The organism is Cellulomonas alba (genome assembly GCF_030362835.1).
GTDB classification, from domain to species: domain Bacteria; phylum Actinomycetota; class Actinomycetes; order Actinomycetales; family Cellulomonadaceae; genus Cellulomonas; species Cellulomonas alba.
The window spans coordinates 1,358,951-1,377,132 of the sequence record NZ_JAUCGQ010000001.1; the positions used below are offsets into that span (position 1 = coordinate 1,358,951).

The window sequence follows — 18,182 nt, forward strand, 5'->3', positions numbered from 1 at the left end:
CGGGCGACGACACGCGTCAGTGTCGATGGGCCGTCCACGGACGCCGCCCCGGCCTGCCACGCCGCGGCCGGCCGGGCCGGGCCGTCAACCGATCCGACGGATGCCGGAGCCCCAGCCGAGCAGCACGCGACCCTCGGCCCACCCGAAGTTGACGCCGTCCGGCACCGCCGACACCCACGCGACGTGGCCGTCGGAGGGGTCGAGCGCGACGACGTCGAGCGGGTCCTCCTGGTTGGCGAGCGGCATGGCGAGCGCGAGCAGGTGGCGACCGTCCGTGGCGAGGCCCGACGTGCTGCGCCCGTCGTCGGTGTCGTAGCTCCAGCGCGTCCGGCCGGTGCGGCCGTCGAGCGCGGCGACCCCCGTCGTCGTCACGACGTAGACGGTGCCGCGCAGCACGGTGGCGCCGCCGAGGACGCCGCCCGAGTCGACCGACGACACCCAGCGCACGTCACCCGTCGCGGCGTCCAGGCCGACGATCGTGCCGGTGTCGGTGAGCAGCAGCCCGGGCAGGCTGCCGTCGTCGGCACGCGTGTCGACGGCCCGGCCGTCGGCACTCCTGACGCCGACCGGTCCGAGGAAGGTGGCGCGCGTCGCGGCCGCGTCCGCGGGGGCCGTGCCCGGCGGGTCGAGGCCGGCCGGCATCGTCGTCAGCCACAGGCGGGCGCCGTCGGGCGAGGTCACGGCGCTGAGCCAGCGCCCGTCCGTCGCGACGAGCGTGCCGTCGGCGACCGCGAACCGGGTGGCCCACGCGGTGCCGTCCTCGACCACGGCCTGCCCCGCCGCCACCCACACGTGCGCGGGCCCGTTGCTGCGGTCGTGGTCCGTCGGCGCGGCCGCGGTGCTCGCCCACACCCGCCGCCCGGTCGCGAGGTCGACGGCCCAGACGTCCGCGCCACCCCGGTCGAGCCCGCGCGCGAGGACCGCGGTGCCGCCGTCGGGCGGCGCGGTCGCGCCGGCACGCACGGGTGACGCCTGCGCACCGACCGCCTCGGCCGCGTCCACCTCGAACGACCGGACGGTGCGACCCGTCGCGGCGTCGAGCACGAACAGGCGCGACGTCGTCGCCGGCCCGACGACCGCGCTGCCGTCGATCGCCCCCGCGGTCCCGACGTCGATGCTCGACAGGCACACCACGAGGCGCGGCGGGACCGCCGCGGACTGCACGGGCGCGCACACGACGAGGTAGACAGGCAGGACCGCGACGCCCCGACGGATGTCCGGCTGCTCGACGCGCGTGCGCCACTGCTCGTGCCCGGAGCGGAGGTCGATGCCGACCACGTCGACCGCGCCGTTCTCGGCGAGCGACGGGCCGACGAGCCGGGTGCCGATCACCGTGCCGCGGTCGACGGCCTGCGCGACCACCCCGTCGCCCGTCCACCGCGTCGAGACCGGCGGCCGGACGGGGTCGACGAAGCCGGGGACGGCCGCGTAGCGGGCGTCGACGTGGCGTTCGTGCAGGTCGACGCCGTACTGCACGGCGCCCGCGGCGAGCGCGAGCGCGACGGGGACCGGCCACCAGCGGCGCAGCGCACGGCGCACGTGGGCGGGCGGCACCGACCGGCGTGCGCGAGCGGCGGGCGAGGGCTCGAGCCCGGGGTCGGGCGGCGCGCTCGCGGCGGCGGCCGGCGCCGCGCGGGCGTCGGCCTCGACGAGCTCGACGGCCTGCATGCGCCGACCGGCACCGCCGTCCCTCGCCATGGCGTCAGTATCGGTCCGCGGCGCGCAGCACGACGGCACCGTCGGTCGTGTACCCGACGAGCACCCGACCCACGGGCGAGACGCGGAACACGCCGCCCGGCAGGGTCGCCGTCCAGAGCGGGACACCGTCGCCGAGCCGGTACGCGCCGAGCGCCGAGTCGATGCCCGGCGTCGTCGGCGTCTGCACCACGAGCAGCGCGCGGCCGTCGCTCGTGGGCGCGTCCACGCTGGTGCCGGGCGGCGCGGCGTGCCGCCACACCACGCGACCCGTGCGCCCGTCGACCGCCGCGATGCCGTCGAACGTCTGGACGTACGCGCGGCCGCCGAGCACCACGGCCGTGCGGTACGCGGCCAGCTGGGCGTCCCACAGCAGCGCGCCCGTCGCGAGGTCCCACGCGCGCAGCGTCGGGCGCGTCGTCAGCTGGAGGTCGTCGAGGCTGCCGTCGTCGACCTGCGCGACCACGGCCCGGCCCAGGAGCCGGCGGTCGGCGCGGCCCGGCCGGACCAGCAGCGAGCCCGCGGCCCCCGGCACGCCGGTCGGGAGCAGCACGCCGTCGCCGGTCGCGTCGACGTCCCACGCGCCGCGGCCCGCCGGGCCGTGCGCCATCGCGCCGCCGTGGGTGAGCACCGTGACGGCGCCGTCCGGCCCGGACAGCGCGACGGCGTCGCCGAGCGGCCGCACGCCGAACAGGACGTTGCCTCCCGACGCGTCCGCGCCGAGCCGTCCGGGCGTCGTCCACGTCCAGCGCGGGGCGCCGGTCGTGAGGTCGGTCGCGGTGAGCTCGGCGTGGGCGTCGGGCTGGACGTCGGCCGTCACGAGCAGGTCGCCGACCACGCCGAACGCGTCCGGAGGCCGGACGTCGCGCTTCGCCCGGACCGCGCCCGTGCGCGCGTCGAGCAGCAGGAGCTCGCCGTGCGTCGCGGGCCGCAGCGTCAAGGGCGGGTCGCTCGTGTCCCAGCTGACGACGCCGTCCGTGAGCAGGCACGCGACCGCCGCGACGTCGTGCGCCGGTTCCCCGGACGGCACGCCGCGGCACGACCCGGTGCGCCCCGTCAGGTCACCCTGCACGGCCTCGGCGCGCACCTCGTCGGGCCCGGAGACGGCACGCCTCCACACGTGCCGGCCCGTCGCGTCGTCGAGCGCGACGACCGCGCGCGACCCGTCCCGTCCCTTGAGCACGCCGATCGACAGGGCACCCGCGTGCACGCCCGTGGTCAGCACGGCGGTCTCGCCGCGCGTGGGGCGCCACGCGATGCCGAGCGGCCGCGCGACCGGGAGCACGGTCCCCGGTGCCTCGCCGCGTCGCGCGTCCGCCGCCCGACCGCGGGCGCTGACCACGGCCTGCGCGACCGCGAGCGCGAGCACCACCACGCCGGCGACGACCAGCCACCAGCGGCGCGGCCGCGTGCGCGGCGTGGACGGCGGCGGCGGCGAGTCACCGCCCGGCCGGGCCTCCGGCACGTCGTCGAGCTCGACCGCCGCCATCGCCGGCCGGCGTGCCGCCCTCACGGCGCCACCCGGGCCGCGTACCCCGGCCCGACCACGACGAGGTCGCGCGCAAGCACGCGCAGGTCGCCCGGCAGCAGGGGTGCGCGCCACTCGACCCGGCCGTCGGACGCGCGCAGCGCCACGAGGACGGCGTCGCCGCCACCCTCCTCCACGGCGAGCACGCGGCGGCCGTCCGACGCGAGCGCGGTCACGACGCCGCCCGCGTCGGCGCGCGCGACCCAGTCCGTCGAGCCGTCCCGGCCGTCGAGCGCCGCGACGCCCCGGGGCGTCACCACGACGACGCGCCCACCGAGCACGAGCGACCCGGGCGGCTCCGCCTGCAGCGAGGACACCCAGCGACGCGCACCGGTCGACGCGTCGGCCCCGGTCGTCCTGCCCGCCGCGCTCGACACCACGAGGTCCGGCAGCGAGCCGTCGTCCACGAGGGGCGCCACCCCGCGGCCGGGCAGCACGACCTCGCCGCCGCGCGGGCGGACGACGACGGTCGCGGGGTCCGAGCCGCCCGAGCCCGGCGCGGCACCCGTCTCGAGCCACACCCCGCCGCTCGCGTCGACCGACCAGCCGAGCAGCGGGCGCGTCGTCGGCCGGCGGGCGGCCCCGGTCGAGCTGAGCACCGTCGCCGTGCCCGAGCCGTCGACCAGCACCACCTGACGCCCCACCACGACGAGCCGCAGGAACGGCTCGCCCGTCGCGATGACGGACGGCACGGCCGAGCGGTAGCGCCACCGCACGTCGCCGGTGACGAGGTCCTCCCCGACCACGTGCGTCCGCGCGTCCGCGCCGGCCTCCGCGAGCACCACCAGGCCGGGCAGCACCACGAACGCGGGCGTCGGGCTCGTGGGCCGGTCGACCACGCGGCGGCCCGTCGCGGCGTCGAGCACCACCAGGTGGCCGTGCCGGGCAGGGCGCGTCACGAAGAGCTGGCCGTCGGAGAACGCGGCGACCTGGTCCGTCGTCACGCACGCGACCTGCTCGGGCGCCGACGGCGTGCCACCCCGCGAGGACGCGGGCGGCGGCACGACCGCGCACGCCGCCGTCGCCCGCGGCGCCTCCGTCCGTGCCCGCAGGGCGTCGGGTCCGTCCATCTGCACCGCCCAGCGGCGCCGGCCGTCGGCGAGGTCGTACCCGACCACGTCCCGCGAGCCGTCCCTCGACGTCAGGATGCCGACCGCGAGGCCGGCCGCCACGACGCGCTGCCCGATGACGACGGCGCCCAGCCCGTCGGACCGCCACACCACGGACGGCGCGGCGTCGACCCGTTGGACGGCGCCCGCGATGCGTGCGAGGCGAGCGTCGACCGTGCGCTCGTGCGCGTCGACCGCCGCCTGCGTGCCCGCGAGCGCGGCCACGACGACGGCGGCGACGGCGATCCAGCGCCCGCCGTGCCGACCCGGGCCGGCCGCCCGGCCGGAGCCACCCTCGGCGGGGAACGCGTCCGGCCGGTCCGCCCCGGCCCGCGAGGCGGCGCGTGGCGCGACGCCCGGGGTCTCCTCGACCTCGACCCGCGTCATCGCCACGGCCCGCGCCACGCGTCACTCCCGCGTGCCGAGCACCTCGAGCCCCGCGTCGTCGTAGACGAGGAGCTGCCGTCCGGCCTGCTGCAACGCGCTCGTGCCCGGGGGGAGCCGCGTCGACCACACCCGGTCACCGTCGGGCGCGTACGCCGTGATGGTCGCCGAGCCGTCGTTCGCGCCGAGCTCGGCGACGAGCAGGTGCCGACCGTCGGAGAGCGGCCCGGCGAGCGTCGCGCCCGCGGCCGGCGGGGTGGCCGCGACCGTCACGCCCGAGCGGCCGTCGAGCACCACCAGCGCGCCGCCTGCGAGCAGCGCGACGCGACCGTGCAGCACGACGGCGCGGCTCTGCGGGGCGATCCGCGCCTGCCAGCGCGTCGAGCCGGTGCGCGAGTCGGAGGCGCGCAGCCGCTCGCCGTCCGACGTCAGCACGAGCCCCGGCAGGCTTCCGTCGTCGGCCGCGGTCCGCACGGGCGCGCCACCGATCGACACGTCGGCCGCGCCGGGCCGGACGAGCTGCGTCGTGACGCCGCTGAGCCCGAGCACCGCCGTGGAGCCGTTCACCGACCACGAGTAGACCCGCGCGATCGCGTCGTGCACGACCGAGCCGTCGGCGCCGAGCACCACGACCTGTCCACCGGGCAGGGCCACGCCGACCGCGCTGCCGAGTGCGAACAGCTGGAACGTCAGGTGCTGGCCGAGCCCCACCTGGTCGCCCGTCGCGGTCGGCGTCTGCCACGACCAGCGGCGCGCGCCCGTCGCGAGGTCCTCCGCCTCGACGGCCCGGTGCTGGTTCGCCGCCGACGACCCGAGCACCAGGAGCGACCCGGTGGCCGCGAACGCGCTCGCGAGGGGTGCCTGCCGGTCCACCACGCGGGCGCCGGAGGCGTCGAGCACGATGATGCGACCGTGCTTGGCGGCGCGCAGCTGCAGCACGAGCTCGCCGCCGGTCTGCACGCTGACGCCGTCGGTGACGTAGCACGCGACGCGGGCCGGCTGCACCCCCGCGACGGCGGTGCACGACCCCGGCTGCACCACGTCGTCGCCGCCCTCGGCGCGCTGGTGGTCCGGGCCGTTGACCGGGTACGACCACAGGTTCTCGCCGGTCGCGACGTCGAGCGCGTGCACCGTCCGCGAGCCGTCCTGAGCCGTCACGACGCCGACCGCCACGTCGCCGAGCCGCACGGCGGAGGTGACGAACCGCCGCTGCGCGTCGTCCATGCGCCACACCGGACGCAGCGTCGAGTCGGCCCGCGCGACGGCGCCCGGCACCGCCGCGGCGCGCGCGTCCTGCCGCCGCTCGTGCGCGCCGACCGCGAGCTGCGCGACGACCAGGCCGGTCGCCGCGACCGCCGCCGCGGCGAGCCACCACCACCGCCGCGGACCGTGCCCGGCGTGGGCCGTCGGCGCGGCGTCCCCGTCGGCGAGCGTGTCGTGGCCGCCCCTCGGCGCCGTGCGGACGCGCTCCAGCACCACGGCGGGCTCTTCCTGGAGCTCCACCGTCTGCATGCCCGGTCGGGCGGCCACCACGCCAGTATCCGTCCCCCGCGGGTGTCCCACCGATCGGCGTCACCCGGACGGTGCACGGGAGGGCCCGCGGCGACCGCGAGCGCTCCCGTGCCCCGCCCCGGACGGGTCGACGCCCGTCAGCGCACCGGCACGGCCACGACCTCGCCGACCGGGCCGGACAGCACGTGGGTCGACACGTAGACCTTGCCGCGGTGCCACTCGACGCCCGCGGGCTGCGGCAGCGTGACGAACGGCGAGACGACGCCCTTCGTGCTGATCGAGACGACGTCACCCGCGAAGAGCTCGGCCGCGAACACCGTGCCGTTCGGCGCGACCGCGATGCCCGTCGCACCTGCCAGACCCGTCGCGAGCAGCCTCACGTGGCCGGTGCGCGGGTTCACCTTGTAGACGGACCCGACGGCACCGAACGAGCCGTCCTCGGGACCACCCGGCAGCGACGAGACGTAGAGCCAGCCGTCGGGGCCGACCTCGACGTCGGTCGGCACGGCCTCGAGCAGGTACGTCGAGCCCGCGACGCACGCCGGCAGCCCGAACGCCGCGGCGACGTCCGCCGTCACCGTCACGGCCTTGGGCGGCAGGACGGCGACCGTGCTGACGTGCCCGCGCCGGTCGACGCGCAGCACGTCGTTGCCGCCCGCGTCCGCCACGTACGTGTACCTCCCGACGGTCACCGAGCCGTACCCGTGCGAGTCCACGCCGCCGGTGTACTGGAAGCCCGGGGGCACCGTGCAGCCCGCGGGAAGGTGGGTGAACCCGTAGGTCGTCGAGCCGTCGGGGTTGTGCGCCGCGTCGTACGCGAGCAGGTCGGCGACCTGCGTGACGGTGCCGTCGGGTGCGCGCCGCTTGAGCACCGACGACGTGACCGACTCCTCGTCGCCCACGCGCTCGGCCCAGGTGACGGCGCCGCGGTGCACCGAGACCGCCGCGAGATCGGTCCCGTTCGGCCCGACGAGGTCGGTCGCGACGCCGCCGGGCGCGACCTTCGTCAGGGTGCCGCTGAAGTCCTGGCCGATGTACAGCGTGCCGCCGCGTCCGACGTCGAACGTGAGGGGGCCGAGCAGGCCGGAGGCCTTCGTCACGGGCGTGCCGGCGACGGGGGCGTGCGCGTGCTTGGCGTGGTGCACCTTCACGTGACGCCAGCCGGACGCGAGCGAGTGCTGGTCGAGCCCGTGGTGACGGGGGTGCGACGCGGCGTGCGCCGACGCGGGGACCGACCCCGCGACGAGCAGACCGGCCGAGACGGCGGCGACAGCGGCCAAGGACGTGATGCGCGACATGCTTCCTCCTCGTCGAGGCGAGCCGTCCGCGGTGCTGCGGGGTCCGCAGCGCCATCTGCCTGGCGGACGAAGTGCCCGGATCGGGCGAGAGCGACCCTACGAGCGGCGGTCGCGGGGTGTCCACGGCCCTGGCGCCCGTGTGCGCCGGCGCGGCTGCAGGTCGGTGCCCGCGCCAAGGTGCCCGCGCCGAGGTGCCCGCGACGGTCGCCGGGCGGACGATCGGAGGTGACGAGTGATCAGGAGGCCCGCCATGACCGAGAACGCGATGGACGCGCAGCGCCAGCACAGCACCGACCCCGCCGAGGGCGCGGACCCCGACGACGTGACGACGGGCCAGCCGGACCCGCGCGAGCACACCGAGCAGCACGCCGAGGGCGACGACGACTGAGCGCGAGGGCGCGCCCGCCGATTCCGGCGCACCGCGTCGGACCGGTGGGCGATGATGACGCCCGACGCCGACGCGGGACGCGCCGGTCACAGGCGGGCCGCGGCGACCCGCCGGGCGCGGCGGAAGGCCGACGCCACCGCGCCGCACCGCACGAGAGGCACCGCATGGACCGGATCACCACCTGGCTGGGAGGACTGGACGGGCCGGTCGTCTACGCGGTGATCGGCCTGCTCGTGTTCTGCGAGGACGCGCTCTTCTTCGGGTTCGTGCTCCCCGCCGAGACGGCCGTGGTGCTCGGCGGCGTGCTCGCGAGCCAGGGCAAGGTGTCCGTCGCGCTGCTCGCTGTCGTCGTGGTGGTCGCGGCGATCGTGGGCGACAGCGTCGGCTACGAGGTCGGGCGCAAGCTCGGGCCGTCGATCCTCGAGGTCCGGCCCCTGCGCCCGCACCGCGAGCGCGTCGGCAAGGCGCAGGAGTTCATGCAGCGGCGCGGCGGCTGGGCGGTGTTCCTCGGGCGGTTCGTCGCGTTCTTCCGCGCGATGATGCCCGCGCTGGCCGGCATCTCGCGCATGCCGTACCGGCGGTTCCTGCCGTTCAACGCCCTCGGCGGGCTCGTGTGGGGCGTCGGCTTCGTGCTGCTCGGCTACTTCGCAGGGACCGCGTACAAGACGGTCGAGCGCGAGGTGGGGACCGCGGCGGCCGTGGTGCTCGCGGTGGTGGTCGTCGCGACGCTCGTCGTGTGGCACCTCCGGCGGCGGCGAGCCGAGCGGCTCGAGGAGAGCGCGGCCGAGGCGGCGGATCGTCGCGACGGGCCGGCGGCCGACGCGCCGGCCGTGCCGGACGCGCCTCGCGTCGACGGCCCCCGCGGCTGACGAGCGCTCGACCGGACGCTCGACGCCCGCGTCAGGCAGCCACCGCACCCGCCCGGCCGCGGTCGGCGCGCCCCGCCCGCACCATCAGCGCCGCCGCCGCGACCTGGAGCGCCACCACGAGCGCCGTCAGCAACGCCAGCGCGTGCGTCGCCAGCGCGCCCGACAGCCCGCCGCCCGCGACCGCCGCGACGCCCTGCACCGCCGCGAACCAGCCGTACGCCGTCGCCCGGCGCCCCGGCCCGACGAGCTCCGCGACCCGCGCCTTGACCGTCGAGTCGAGCAGACCGCCCGCGAGCCCCCACACGCCGACGCCGACCAGCACGGGCGCCAGCGACCCCCCGAACACGAGCGGCGGGACGACCGCCACGAGCACGGGCACCACCAGCACCACGCGCGATCCCCACCGGTCGTGCAGCGCGCCCACCACGAGCGCGCCGATCGCGGCCGCGAGCATCGCGCCGGCGTAGACGACCGGGACGACCGCCGTCTCGACCAACTCGCTGTCGACCAGGTGGTACGAGATCACCGCGAACGTCGCGAGGCCGGCCGTCGAGGCCGCCGCGCCCCCCGCGAAGAGCCAGAACCCGCGCGGCAGCTCGCGTGCGGGCGCGAGCCAACGCGCCCGCACGCCCCGGTCCACGGCGGCCTGGGCGTCGGCGGCCGGCTCGTCGTCCGGCGCGCGCCGGCGCATGACGAACAGCAGCACCATCGCCGCCGCGCCCGGCAGCGCCAGCACCGCGAACGCCGGCTCGAGCGCGCCGGTCAGCGCCACGACGGCCGCCACGAGCAGCGGCCCGGCGAACGCGCCGAGCTGGTCGAGCGCCTTGTGGATGCCGAACCCCCGGCCGAGCCCGACGTGCTCCGCCGCACGCGCCAGCAGCACGGACTTCGACGGGCTGCGCACGGCCTTGCCGACCCGCTCCGCGAGCACGAGCGCGCACGCGACGACCGCGCCGGCCGCCCCGAGCGACGGCGTCACGGCGAGCAGCGGGACGGCGACCGCGGTGAGCGCGTACCCCGCCACCGTCGTCGGCCAGTACCGCCCCGAGCGGTCGGCGCGTGCACCGAACGGCAGCCGCAGCACGAGCGCGGCGGCCTCCCCCACGCCGGTGACGAGGCCCGCGACGACGAGCGGCACGCCGAGCTGCTGGAGCAACGGGCCCGTGATGGACCGTGCGCCCTCGTAGACCATGTCGGCCGCGAGCGACACGATGCCCAGGCCGAGCACGATCCGCCACGCGGACCGCGCGTCGACCTGGGCGCCGGCGTTCGGGTGGGTCGTCACGCCGCCGACGCTACGTCCCCGCACCGGCCGGGGCGCGCAGCGCGAGGCAGCCCGGACGGCCCGGGGCGGCGTCACGGCGCGGCAGGTGCGACGGTGCGCAGGTCATCGCGCGCATGAGCCCCGCATGAGAGGTCCCGGGTTCGGCGCGCCGTCCGCGCCGAGAAGTGCCACGGTGTCGCCATGAACGGCGCGGACGTCACCAGGACGGCAAGGCGTGTCAACGACCACCCGGCGCTCGTGGTGCTGGCGCGGCTCGGGTACGTCGCGAGCGGTGTGCTGCACGTCGTCCTCGGCATCCTCGCGCTGCAGATCGCGTGGTCGAGCTCGTCGAAGAGCGCCGACCAGTCGGGGGCGTTCACGACGCTCGGCGACCAGCCGCTCGGCGCGGTCACCCTCTGGGTCGTCGCCGTCGGCTTCGCCGGCCTCGCCGTCTGGCAGGCCACCGAGGCGATCGGCACGTGGGGCGGCGCGGGCGACCGCGTCAAGGCCGGGAGCAAGGCGGTGCTCTACGCGGTCCTCGCGTGGACCGCCGCGAAGTTCGCCATGGGGACGCCGAGCTCGAGCTCGCAGCAGAGCCGCGACTTCACCAGCACGCTCATGTCCAAGCCGGGCGGCCGGATCGCGGTCGCGGTCGTCGGGCTCGTGATCGTCGGCGTCGCCGTCTACCACGTGTATAAGGGCTGGGCGCGCAAGTTCCTGGGCGACCTCCGCGAGAACCCCGGGCGGTTCGTGACGGCGGCAGGGCGGCTCGGCTACGTCGCCAAGGGCATCGCGCTCGGCATCCTCGGCGTGCTGTTCGTCGTGGCCGCGATGAAGGCGCGCCCCGAGAAGGCCGGCGGCCTCGACACGGCGCTGCGCACGCTGCGCGGCGAGCCCCTCGGTGCGGTGCTGCTGACGATCGTCGCGGCGGGGTTCCTGGCGTACGGCGTCTACTCGTTCGCCCGCGCTCGCTACACCCGCACCTGACGCCGGCTGCGGTCCCGCCGTCGACGGACGCGTGTCGCTCGCCGCGGTCAGCCGTCGCCCGGCGCCACGCGGACGCGCAGCGCTCCCGGCCGCACGCGCGCCTCGAGCTCGCGGAACTCGCCGATCGGGTCGCCGTCGAGCTGCGTGGCCGTCGGCGTACCCGACCGCACGCGCACGGCAGCCGCCTGGTGGCGGTCGAGGTGCCGGTGGCCCTCGCCGGAGGTCGCGACCGTCCACAGCGCGCGCACCCACCCGCGCACGCCGCGCGGCGCGACGACGGCGACGTCGAGCAGCCCGTCGTCGAGCCGCGCGTCGGGCATCAGCTCGAGCCCGCCCTGCAGGCGCCCGCTGTTCCCGATGACGACGGCTCGCGCCGACCGCCGCACCACCGGACCGCCCGCCACCTGCACGCGAGCGGTGAACCCGCCGCCGACGAGCGCACGCAGGCCGCCGACGATGTAGGCCGGCCACCCGACGGCCGCCTTCAGGCGCTCGTCGGTGCGGTCCATCATCTCGGCGTCGAGCCCCATGCCGGCCATGACGAGGAACACCTGCTCCTCGCCGCCGTCGACCCGCAGCGCCCCGACGTCGAGCCGGGTGTCGCGGCCCGTGAGCGCGACCTCCGTCGCCGCGGCCAGGTCGTCGGTGCCGAGGTCGAGCGCGCGCGCCAGCAGGTTGCCCGTGCCCGCCGGCAGCAGGCCGAGAACGGCGTCCGACCCGGCGAGGACCTCGCCGACGGCGCGCACGGTCCCGTCCCCGCCGAGCGCGCACACCAGGTCGGCGCCCTGCGCGAGCGCGTCGCGCGCCTGGCCGCCGCCCGGGTCCTCCTCGGTCGTCTCGAACCACAGCGGCGCCTCGAGGCCGCGCGCGGCGCAGACGTCCTCGACCACGCGCCGGGCCTTCGCGACGTCCTCGAGCTTCGCGGGGTTGGCGACCACCGCGACCCGCGTCATCGGGCGCCCTCGACGGCGCTGCCGTCCACAGCCGGGCCTCGGACGCCCGCGCCCGCGGTCGCGTCGCTCGCGGCCGCCTCGCCCGTCGCGGCGGGCGTCCGTCGCAGCCAGTTCCAGCCGAGCACCGCGCACGTCAGTCCGTTCAGCACGCCCACGACCACGTCGGACGGGTGGTGCATGCCGCGGTAGAGCCGCGCGTACACCACGAGCAGGGGCACCGCGAGGAGCACCACCGTGAGCAGCACGCGCAGCCACGTGCGCTCGATGCGCTGCGCCATCAGGGCGAGCGTCACGTACAGCGCGGTCGAGGCGCCGGCGTGCCCGCTCGGATAGCTCGACGTCGGCGGCGCGTCGTCGAGCCGCTGGACGTCGGGCCGCGTCCGCCCCACGACCAGCGCGGACAGCATGAAGACGATCGACTGCACCGAGATGGCGATCACCGGCACGAGCGCGTACCACCACTGCCGCGTGCGCCACAGGACGGCCAGCGCGACGACGGCGCACACGCCGATGATCACCGGGGTGTTGCCGACCTCGGTCCACACGGCCGTCAGCGAGTTGAGCGTGGCGGTGCGCTGCTCGACGAACCACCGGTTCACCGCGAGCTCGCGCTTGCCGAAGTCCGCCAGCGGTCCGGTCAGCAGCAGCCCGACGCCGACGATCAGCGTCCAGAGGACCACGGCCGGCACCGCGACCCGCAGCCCCAGGTCACGTCGCACCTCGTGCCCGTCAGGTCTCGAGGGGTCGTCCACCCAGCGATCGAGGTCAAGCAGCGTCACGGTCCCTCACTCCGTCCTCCCGAAGCTCGTCGTGCTCCGCGAGCCCGACGGCGAAACCCTGTCCGGATGTCCTCTCAGCCGCACGCGGAGTCGCGCACGGTCAGTCACGACGACGCTCCCGGGTCTGCCGGCGCGCGCCAGTGCTTGTACGCGAGGGCCGACGCGAGCACGAACCCGACCCCGAACAGCACACCCGCCGTGACGTCCGTCGGAAAGTGCACGCCGAGCAGGACCCGGTCCAGCGACGTGAGGCTGGTCAGCACCACCGCACCGGCGACGGCCGCCACCTTGGACGCCCGCGAGCGCAGCAGCGGCCACACCATGACGACGAGCGTCGTGGTGACAGCGGCCGTGTTGGCGGCGTGCCCCGACGGGAACGAGTAGCCGCGCGCCGTCTCGACGGGCTGCTCGATCACCGGCCGCGCGCGTCGCGCGAGCTCCTTGACGACGTTCGACAGCCCCCAGGCCGCGAGCATCGTGGCGATCGCCCACCACGCGCGCGTCGCCTGCCCCGTCCGCCACCAGAAGACGAGCGCCCCGACCACGCCGAGCCCGACCACGTGCGTCGGCAGGAACACCCACTGCCAGTCGACGAGCGCGCGCAGCAGCGCGGGGTGCGCCGCCGCGAACGTGCTGCCCGCGGCGACGGCGTGCTGGTCGAGCGACGCGAGCGGCGTCCACCGGCCCCGCACGAGCACGGCGATCACGACGACGGCGGCACCGGTCGCGACACCGGTCAGCACCGCCCCGCCGAGGCGCCGCAGGCGGCTCGGGGTCAGCGGTGGCCGCGCCAGACCGCGCGGGGAGGCGTCGGGACGACGCAGCACCGGGCGACTCATCGGGCCAAGGTGCCACAGGGCCGACGGTCCGGCGCGTCGTGGACACAAGGTCACCCGCTCCGCCCCCCACGACCCGGGGCACCGGGTGAAACTGGACCCGCGACCAAAAGGTGCGTATCGGACATCGACGTGGCCGCCTCCTGGACCGGCGTGCGTTACCGACCGGTAGCGACGGAGCCGGACCGACCGGCACCCCGACGGCCCGACGCGGGCCCGACCTCGAAAGGCACCACCATGTCCTCGACCGCCCTGCGCCCCGCCGCGCGGAGCACGGCCACGACGCCCGAGCTCTCGGACAACACCCTCCCCGTCGAGTACCCGACGCCCGCCCCCACGGCGCCGCGGACGCTCGCCGACCGCGGCGCCGCCGCCGTCGACCAGCTGGCCCACGTGCTGACGCGGCACTCGATCACCGCGCTGCGCGTCGCGCTGGGCCTCGTGTTCCTCGGCTTCGGGATCCTCAAGTTCTTCCCCGGCGTCAGCCCCGCGCAGGAGCTCGTGCAGCGCACGATCGGCGCACTGACCCTCCACCACGTGGGCCCCGGCCCGGCGCTGCTCGCGACCGCGATCATGGAGACCGTCATCGGGCTCACCCTGGTCACGGGCCGGTTCCTGCGGTCCGGGCTCGTGCTGCTCGCGATGGCGCTGGTCGGCATCATGTCGCCGCTCGTGCTCTTCTTCCACGAGCTGTTCCCCGCGGGCGGCCCGACGCTGACGGCGCAGTACGTGCTCAAGGACCTCGTGCTCGCGGCCGCCGGCGCGGTGATCGGCGCGGCGGCGCTCGGCGCGCGTCTGCGGCTGCCGCAGGACTGACCGTCGTGCGAGCGCCCGGCGCCGGCTGACCGCCGGGCCGGGCGCTCGCACGTGCGTCAGGGCGTGACGGCCAGCGCCTGGCCGGCGGCCGTGAGCCGCCAGTCCGGGTTCGACGCCGCGAACAGCGCCGGGTCGATCACCTGGTGCGCGGTCACCCAGTCGATCAGCAGCTGACGGATCTCCTGCTGGCGGTTGACCAGCACGGGGGCCGTCGCGACCCCGGGGAAGTTGCCGCCGCCGGACTGCCGGTAGTTGTTGATGGCGACGACGAACTGCTGGTCGTCGGCCACCGGGGCGCCTCCGTAGGCGAGGCCGACGATGCGGCTGCCGACCGGCTTCGTGAGGTCGATGTCGTAGGTGAGCGGCTGGTCGAGCCCCGCCATGACGTCGTAGTTGTAGTCGGGCGTCCCGGTCGGCGCCGTCGACGTCACCGCGTTGGTGAGGTCCGACGACGCATACGTGCCCGGCCCCGCGACGGGCTTGAAGTACTCCGCCGACTTCTCGAGGTACGCCTTGACCTGCGCGCCGCTGAGCCGGATGGCCAGCAGCGTGTTGTCGTAGATGTACAGCCCGGCGACGTCACGCACCGAGACCTGTCCGGCCGGGATCGCCGCGTCGCGGTTGAACGGCGCCGCGATCGAGAGCACCGGCAGCTGCGCGTCGGCACCCGTCAGGTCCGCCTTCACGGACTCGGCCTGCACGTGGTTGATGAAGTCGAGCGCCGCGGTGTCCTCGTAGCGCGCCGTCGCGGCGGACATCGGCTCCTTCGACGTGCCGATCACGCCGTCGACGTACTCCACGACCTTCGCCTGGTCGTCGGCCAGGAGCTTCACGATCCTCGGGTCCTCGGGGACCGTGTTCGCATTGAGCAGCTTCGAGCTGACGCCCTGCACCGACCAGCGCCCGCGCGCGAACGAGAGGTTCACGTCGAACACCGACAGCCGCATGCCCCAGCGCAGCGGCTCCGACAGCACGACGGGCTTGCCGGTGGCCTGGTTCGTCACCACGCGCTGCGCGATCTCCTGGTGCGCGTGGCCGACGAGGATCGCGTCGATGCCCGGTACCTGCTGCGCGACGAGCGACGCGGCGTTCTCGGGGAACGGGAGGGCGTCGCCGTACGACGACGAGGTGTCGGCGCCCGAGTGCGCGGAGACGATCACCACATCGGCGCCGCGCGCGCGCATCTCGGGCACGTACCGCCGCGCCTGCTCGACGAGGCCGTCGAAGCGCATCTTGCCCTGGACGTTGGCCTTGTCCCAGATCGCGATGCCGGGGTTCGTCAGGCCGAGGATGCCGACGTGGATCGGCGGCCCCTGCGGGGGCTTGACCGTCTTGATCACGTACGGCGCGAAGGCCGGCCGACCGGTGGCCTCGTCGATCGCGTTCGCGCCGAGGAGCGGGAAGTCGAGCTGCTTCTGGAAGGTGCGCAGCAGCGGGATGCCGTAGTTGAACTCGTGGTTGCCGAGCGCGGCGGCGTCGTAGCCGATCGCGTTCATCGCGGCCGCCATCGGGTGCTCGACGGTCTTCGAGATCGGCTCGACCTTCGCGAAGTAGTACGCGAGCGACGTGCCCTGGATCGTGTCGCCCGCGTCGAGGAGCAGCGTGTTGCGCTCACCGCGGTCGGCGCGGACCTGGTCGACGAGCGTCGAGATCTTGGCGAGGCCCACGTCGTTGTGCGCGCTGTCGTCGTACTCGGCGTTCTTGAAGTAGTCCCAGTTCTCGGCGTTGCCGTGCAGGTCGGTCGTGCCCATGACCGTCAGGGTGTAGCTGCGCGGTCCCTTGTCGGCGCCGTGCCCGGCCCCGGCGGTGGCCGGCGATGCGAGCGTGACCGCGAGCGCGGCGGCCGTGGTGACGACCCCCGCTCGCAGCCAGCGGCGGTGGGGGGAGCTGTTGCTCATGCCCGAGTCCTCCTGTGGTTCGGCTGTGCACCGGTTGTGCACCGCCGCGCACGGTACCCAGATCGGGTGACACGGGCATTCCGGACGGGCGACGAGCGGGCGAACGTCGGGCGCCCGCAGCGGGGCGCCCTGCTCCGACGACGCTGCTAGCGTCCAAGGAAGGAGGCGCGGCCCGAGGCGCGCCCCGCCGCACCCCGGAGGCGGCCATGCGACACCGCAGCAGGCTCGCGATCACGGCTGCGATCGCGCTCGTCGTCCTGACGGGCTGCTCGTCGGGCGGTGGCGATTCCGGGACGCCGGCTCCGCCCGCGGCGACGTCCGCGCCGGCGGCCCGCCCGGAGCGGACCGCAGGCGACCTGTCGTCCCCCGGCACCGCGGCCTGCCAGGCGGCGCGCTCGTCCGTCGCGCGGGACACCGCGACGCAGTGGTCGCAGGTGACCGGCGCGCAGCACCAGAGCCCCGACTCGGCCGCGGTCGCCGCGGCGGCCACGTCGTTCGCGATGTACTGGCAGACCGTCCTCGCCGAGCAGCCCGCCGCGAGCGGCTGCTTCACCGACGTCACGCAGGCGGTCGACGACCTCGCCCGGGCGGCGCAGCGCGGCGGCCGGATCGACGACGAGGTCGCGGCGGTGGACGCGGCCGTCTCGTCGCTGGCGGGCTCGTGAGCCGTCCCGCCGCGACCGCCCTCGTGCCGGGCGCCCGCGGGAGTCAGACCTGGTGGCCCAGCTTGTACTCGCCCTGCTTCCAGCTCGGCAGCTCGTCGGCCGCGTCGCCCGGCCGCGTGTACGAGAACCCGTCGGCGCCGATCGTCACCTCGAGCTCGCGCGCCTCGGTGCGCTCGAGCACCGGCTGCGGGTTCCCGTCGAGGTCGAGCACGAGCGACGCCTCCGTGTACCAGGACGGCACCACGGGGTTGCCCCACCAGTCGCGGCGCTGGTTGTCGTGCACGTCCCACGTGACCACCGGGTTGTCGGGGTCGCCGGTGTAGTAGTCCTGCGTGTAGATCTCGACGCGGTGGCCGTCGGGGTCGCGGAGGTACAGGTAGAACGCGTTCGAGACGCCGTGCCGGCCCGGTCCGCGCTCGATCCGGTCGGACAGGCGCAGCGCGCCGAGCCGGTCGCAGATCGCGAGCACGTCGTGCTTCTCGTGGGTCGCGAACGCGACGTGGTGCAGCCGTGGCCCGTTGCCGCCCGTCAGCGCGACGTCGTGCACCGTCGGCTTGCGGCGCAGCCACGCGGCGTACGTGGTGCCCCCCTCGTCCTGGATGTCCTCGGTGACGCGGAACCCCAGGTCCTCGAGGTACCGGACGCCGCGCGGCACGTCGGGCGTCACCTGGTTGACGTGGTCGAGGCGCATGAGCGGGCCGGGGGGCTGCAGGTCGTAGCGCCACGACAGCCGATCGACGTGCTCGACGTCGTGGAAGAACTCGTACGGGAAACCGAGCGGGTCCTGGACCCGAACGGAGTCGCCGACGCCCGCGGTGAAGCCCTCGCGCCGGCGGTCGACGCGGCACCCGAGCTCGTCGTAGAACGCGACGGCACGGTCGAGGTCCGCCGGGGTGCGCACGCGGAACGAGAGCGCCGCGGCGGCGGCGACCGGGCCCTGCCGGAGGACCAGGTTGTGGTGGATGAACTCGTCGAACGTGCGCAGGTGGACGGTCCGCACGTCCTCCGCCGTCACGACGAGGCCCAGCACGTCGACGTAGAAGTGCCGCGACGCCGCGAGGTCCGTGACGACCAGCTCGACCGAGGCCGCTCGCAGCACGTCGGGCGGCGGCGCGGACGGCGTGGGCAGCGGGTCGGCGGCGCGGATCGGGTCCTGCGCCGTGACGCGCGGCTCGGTGCCGTCGGGGGTGAGGGGGGTCGC

The 18,182-nt window shown here is 76.1% G+C and carries 16 protein-coding genes; 5 read left to right on the forward strand and 11 right to left on the reverse strand.

The genetic code is table 11. The features are described from left to right. Positions 1-84 precede the first annotated feature (84 nt). From QRT04_RS06145 to QRT04_RS06165, 5 genes are all read right to left on the reverse strand, one after another. A complete protein-coding gene (locus QRT04_RS06145; RefSeq protein ID WP_289454281.1) occupies positions 85-1,698 on the reverse strand; it encodes an outer membrane protein assembly factor BamB family protein in 1,614 nt (537 codons plus the stop codon). A 4-nt stretch (positions 1,699-1,702) separates the two neighbouring features. Beyond that, complete coding sequence (locus tag QRT04_RS06150) at positions 1,703-3,208, reverse strand: outer membrane protein assembly factor BamB family protein (RefSeq protein ID WP_289454282.1); 1,506 nt, start codon at positions 3,206-3,208, stop codon at positions 1,703-1,705. Continuing rightward, positions 3,205-4,737, reverse strand: a complete 1,533-nt coding sequence (locus QRT04_RS06155; protein ID WP_289454283.1) for an outer membrane protein assembly factor BamB family protein — start codon at positions 4,735-4,737, stop codon at positions 3,205-3,207. The genes QRT04_RS06150 and QRT04_RS06155 overlap by 4 nt, the downstream gene beginning before the upstream one ends. Positions 4,738-4,740: 3 nt before the next feature. Further along, positions 4,741-6,246: a PQQ-binding-like beta-propeller repeat protein gene (locus QRT04_RS06160; RefSeq protein WP_289454284.1), complete on the reverse strand. Its 1,506-nt coding sequence runs from the start codon at positions 6,244-6,246 to the stop codon at positions 4,741-4,743. Between the two features lie 119 nt (positions 6,247-6,365). Further along, the gene (locus QRT04_RS06165; RefSeq protein WP_289454285.1) at positions 6,366-7,526 is read right to left on the reverse strand and encodes a ScyD/ScyE family protein; all 1,161 of its coding nucleotides are present in this window, start codon (positions 7,524-7,526) and stop codon (positions 6,366-6,368) included. Between the two features lie 250 nt (positions 7,527-7,776). On the opposite strand from QRT04_RS06165, the gene QRT04_RS06170 reads away from it, so the two are divergent. Both QRT04_RS06170 and QRT04_RS06175 read left to right on the forward strand, forming a co-directional pair. Further along, on the forward strand, positions 7,777-7,914 hold the full coding sequence (locus QRT04_RS06170; protein ID WP_289454286.1) for a hypothetical protein: 138 nt from the start codon (positions 7,777-7,779) through the stop codon (positions 7,912-7,914). Between the two features lie 164 nt (positions 7,915-8,078). After that, positions 8,079-8,783, forward strand: coding sequence for a DedA family protein (locus QRT04_RS06175; protein ID WP_289454287.1), 705 nt, complete (start codon positions 8,079-8,081; stop codon positions 8,781-8,783). 31 nt (positions 8,784-8,814) lie between these two features. Here QRT04_RS06175 and QRT04_RS06180 read toward each other — a convergent pair whose 3' ends face one another. After that, the gene (locus QRT04_RS06180) at positions 8,815-10,068 is read right to left on the reverse strand and encodes an MFS transporter (RefSeq protein WP_289454288.1); all 1,254 of its coding nucleotides are present in this window, start codon (positions 10,066-10,068) and stop codon (positions 8,815-8,817) included. 180 nt (positions 10,069-10,248) lie between these two features. Between QRT04_RS06180 and QRT04_RS06185 the strand changes: the two genes are divergently transcribed. Further along, positions 10,249-11,034, forward strand: a complete 786-nt coding sequence (locus tag QRT04_RS06185) for a DUF1206 domain-containing protein (RefSeq protein ID WP_289454289.1) — start codon at positions 10,249-10,251, stop codon at positions 11,032-11,034. A 47-nt stretch (positions 11,035-11,081) separates the two neighbouring features. Here the strand turns inward: QRT04_RS06185 and QRT04_RS06190 are convergent, their stop codons facing one another. From QRT04_RS06190 to QRT04_RS06200, 3 genes are all read right to left on the reverse strand, one after another. Next, the gene (locus QRT04_RS06190) at positions 11,082-11,987 is read right to left on the reverse strand and encodes a diacylglycerol/lipid kinase family protein (protein ID WP_289454290.1); all 906 of its coding nucleotides are present in this window, start codon (positions 11,985-11,987) and stop codon (positions 11,082-11,084) included. Beyond that, positions 11,984-12,766: a phosphatase PAP2 family protein gene (locus QRT04_RS06195; protein ID WP_289454291.1), complete on the reverse strand. Its 783-nt coding sequence runs from the start codon at positions 12,764-12,766 to the stop codon at positions 11,984-11,986. The genes QRT04_RS06190 and QRT04_RS06195 overlap by 4 nt, the downstream gene beginning before the upstream one ends. Before the next feature lie 104 nt (positions 12,767-12,870). Next, positions 12,871-13,605 carry a phosphatase PAP2 family protein gene (locus QRT04_RS06200; protein ID WP_289454292.1) on the reverse strand — a complete coding sequence of 245 codons (735 nt, stop codon included), beginning with the start codon at positions 13,603-13,605 and terminating at the stop codon, positions 12,871-12,873. 234 nt (positions 13,606-13,839) lie between these two features. Between QRT04_RS06200 and QRT04_RS06205 the strand changes: the two genes are divergently transcribed. Further along, positions 13,840-14,418: a DoxX family protein gene (locus tag QRT04_RS06205; protein ID WP_289454293.1), complete on the forward strand. Its 579-nt coding sequence runs from the start codon at positions 13,840-13,842 to the stop codon at positions 14,416-14,418. A 56-nt stretch (positions 14,419-14,474) separates the two neighbouring features. Here the strand turns inward: QRT04_RS06205 and QRT04_RS06210 are convergent, their stop codons facing one another. Continuing rightward, complete coding sequence (locus QRT04_RS06210; protein ID WP_289454294.1) at positions 14,475-16,316, reverse strand: bifunctional metallophosphatase/5'-nucleotidase; 1,842 nt, start codon at positions 16,314-16,316, stop codon at positions 14,475-14,477. A 206-nt stretch (positions 16,317-16,522) separates the two neighbouring features. Between QRT04_RS06210 and QRT04_RS06215 the strand changes: the two genes are divergently transcribed. Further along, complete coding sequence (locus QRT04_RS06215) at positions 16,523-16,981, forward strand: hypothetical protein (RefSeq protein WP_289454295.1); 459 nt, start codon at positions 16,523-16,525, stop codon at positions 16,979-16,981. 43 nt (positions 16,982-17,024) lie between these two features. Here the strand turns inward: QRT04_RS06215 and hpaD are convergent, their stop codons facing one another. Beyond that, on the reverse strand, positions 17,025-18,128 hold the full coding sequence (gene hpaD / locus QRT04_RS06220; RefSeq protein WP_407653605.1) for a 3,4-dihydroxyphenylacetate 2,3-dioxygenase: 1,104 nt from the start codon (positions 18,126-18,128) through the stop codon (positions 17,025-17,027). Between the last annotated feature and the right edge of the window lie 54 nt (positions 18,129-18,182).

Coding starts and splice junctions, on each gene's coding strand:
- QRT04_RS06145 (WP_289454281.1), bottom strand. CDS start 1,698: ATGGCGAGGGACGGCGGTGCCGGTCGGCGCATGCAGGCCGTCGAGCTC.
- QRT04_RS06165 (WP_289454285.1), bottom strand. CDS start 7,526: ATGTCGCGCATCACGTCCTTGGCCGCTGTCGCCGCCGTCTCGGCCGGT.
- QRT04_RS06170 (WP_289454286.1), top strand. CDS start 7,777: ATGACCGAGAACGCGATGGACGCGCAGCGCCAGCACAGCACCGACCCC.
- QRT04_RS06175 (WP_289454287.1), top strand. CDS start 8,079: ATGGACCGGATCACCACCTGGCTGGGAGGACTGGACGGGCCGGTCGTC.
- QRT04_RS06185 (WP_289454289.1), top strand. CDS start 10,249: ATGAACGGCGCGGACGTCACCAGGACGGCAAGGCGTGTCAACGACCAC.
- QRT04_RS06190 (WP_289454290.1), bottom strand. CDS start 11,987: ATGACGCGGGTCGCGGTGGTCGCCAACCCCGCGAAGCTCGAGGACGTC.
- QRT04_RS06200 (WP_289454292.1), bottom strand. CDS start 13,605: ATGAGTCGCCCGGTGCTGCGTCGTCCCGACGCCTCCCCGCGCGGTCTG.
- QRT04_RS06205 (WP_289454293.1), top strand. CDS start 13,840: ATGTCCTCGACCGCCCTGCGCCCCGCCGCGCGGAGCACGGCCACGACG.
- QRT04_RS06210 (WP_289454294.1), bottom strand. CDS start 16,316: ATGAGCAACAGCTCCCCCCACCGCCGCTGGCTGCGAGCGGGGGTCGTC.
- QRT04_RS06215 (WP_289454295.1), top strand. CDS start 16,523: ATGCGACACCGCAGCAGGCTCGCGATCACGGCTGCGATCGCGCTCGTC.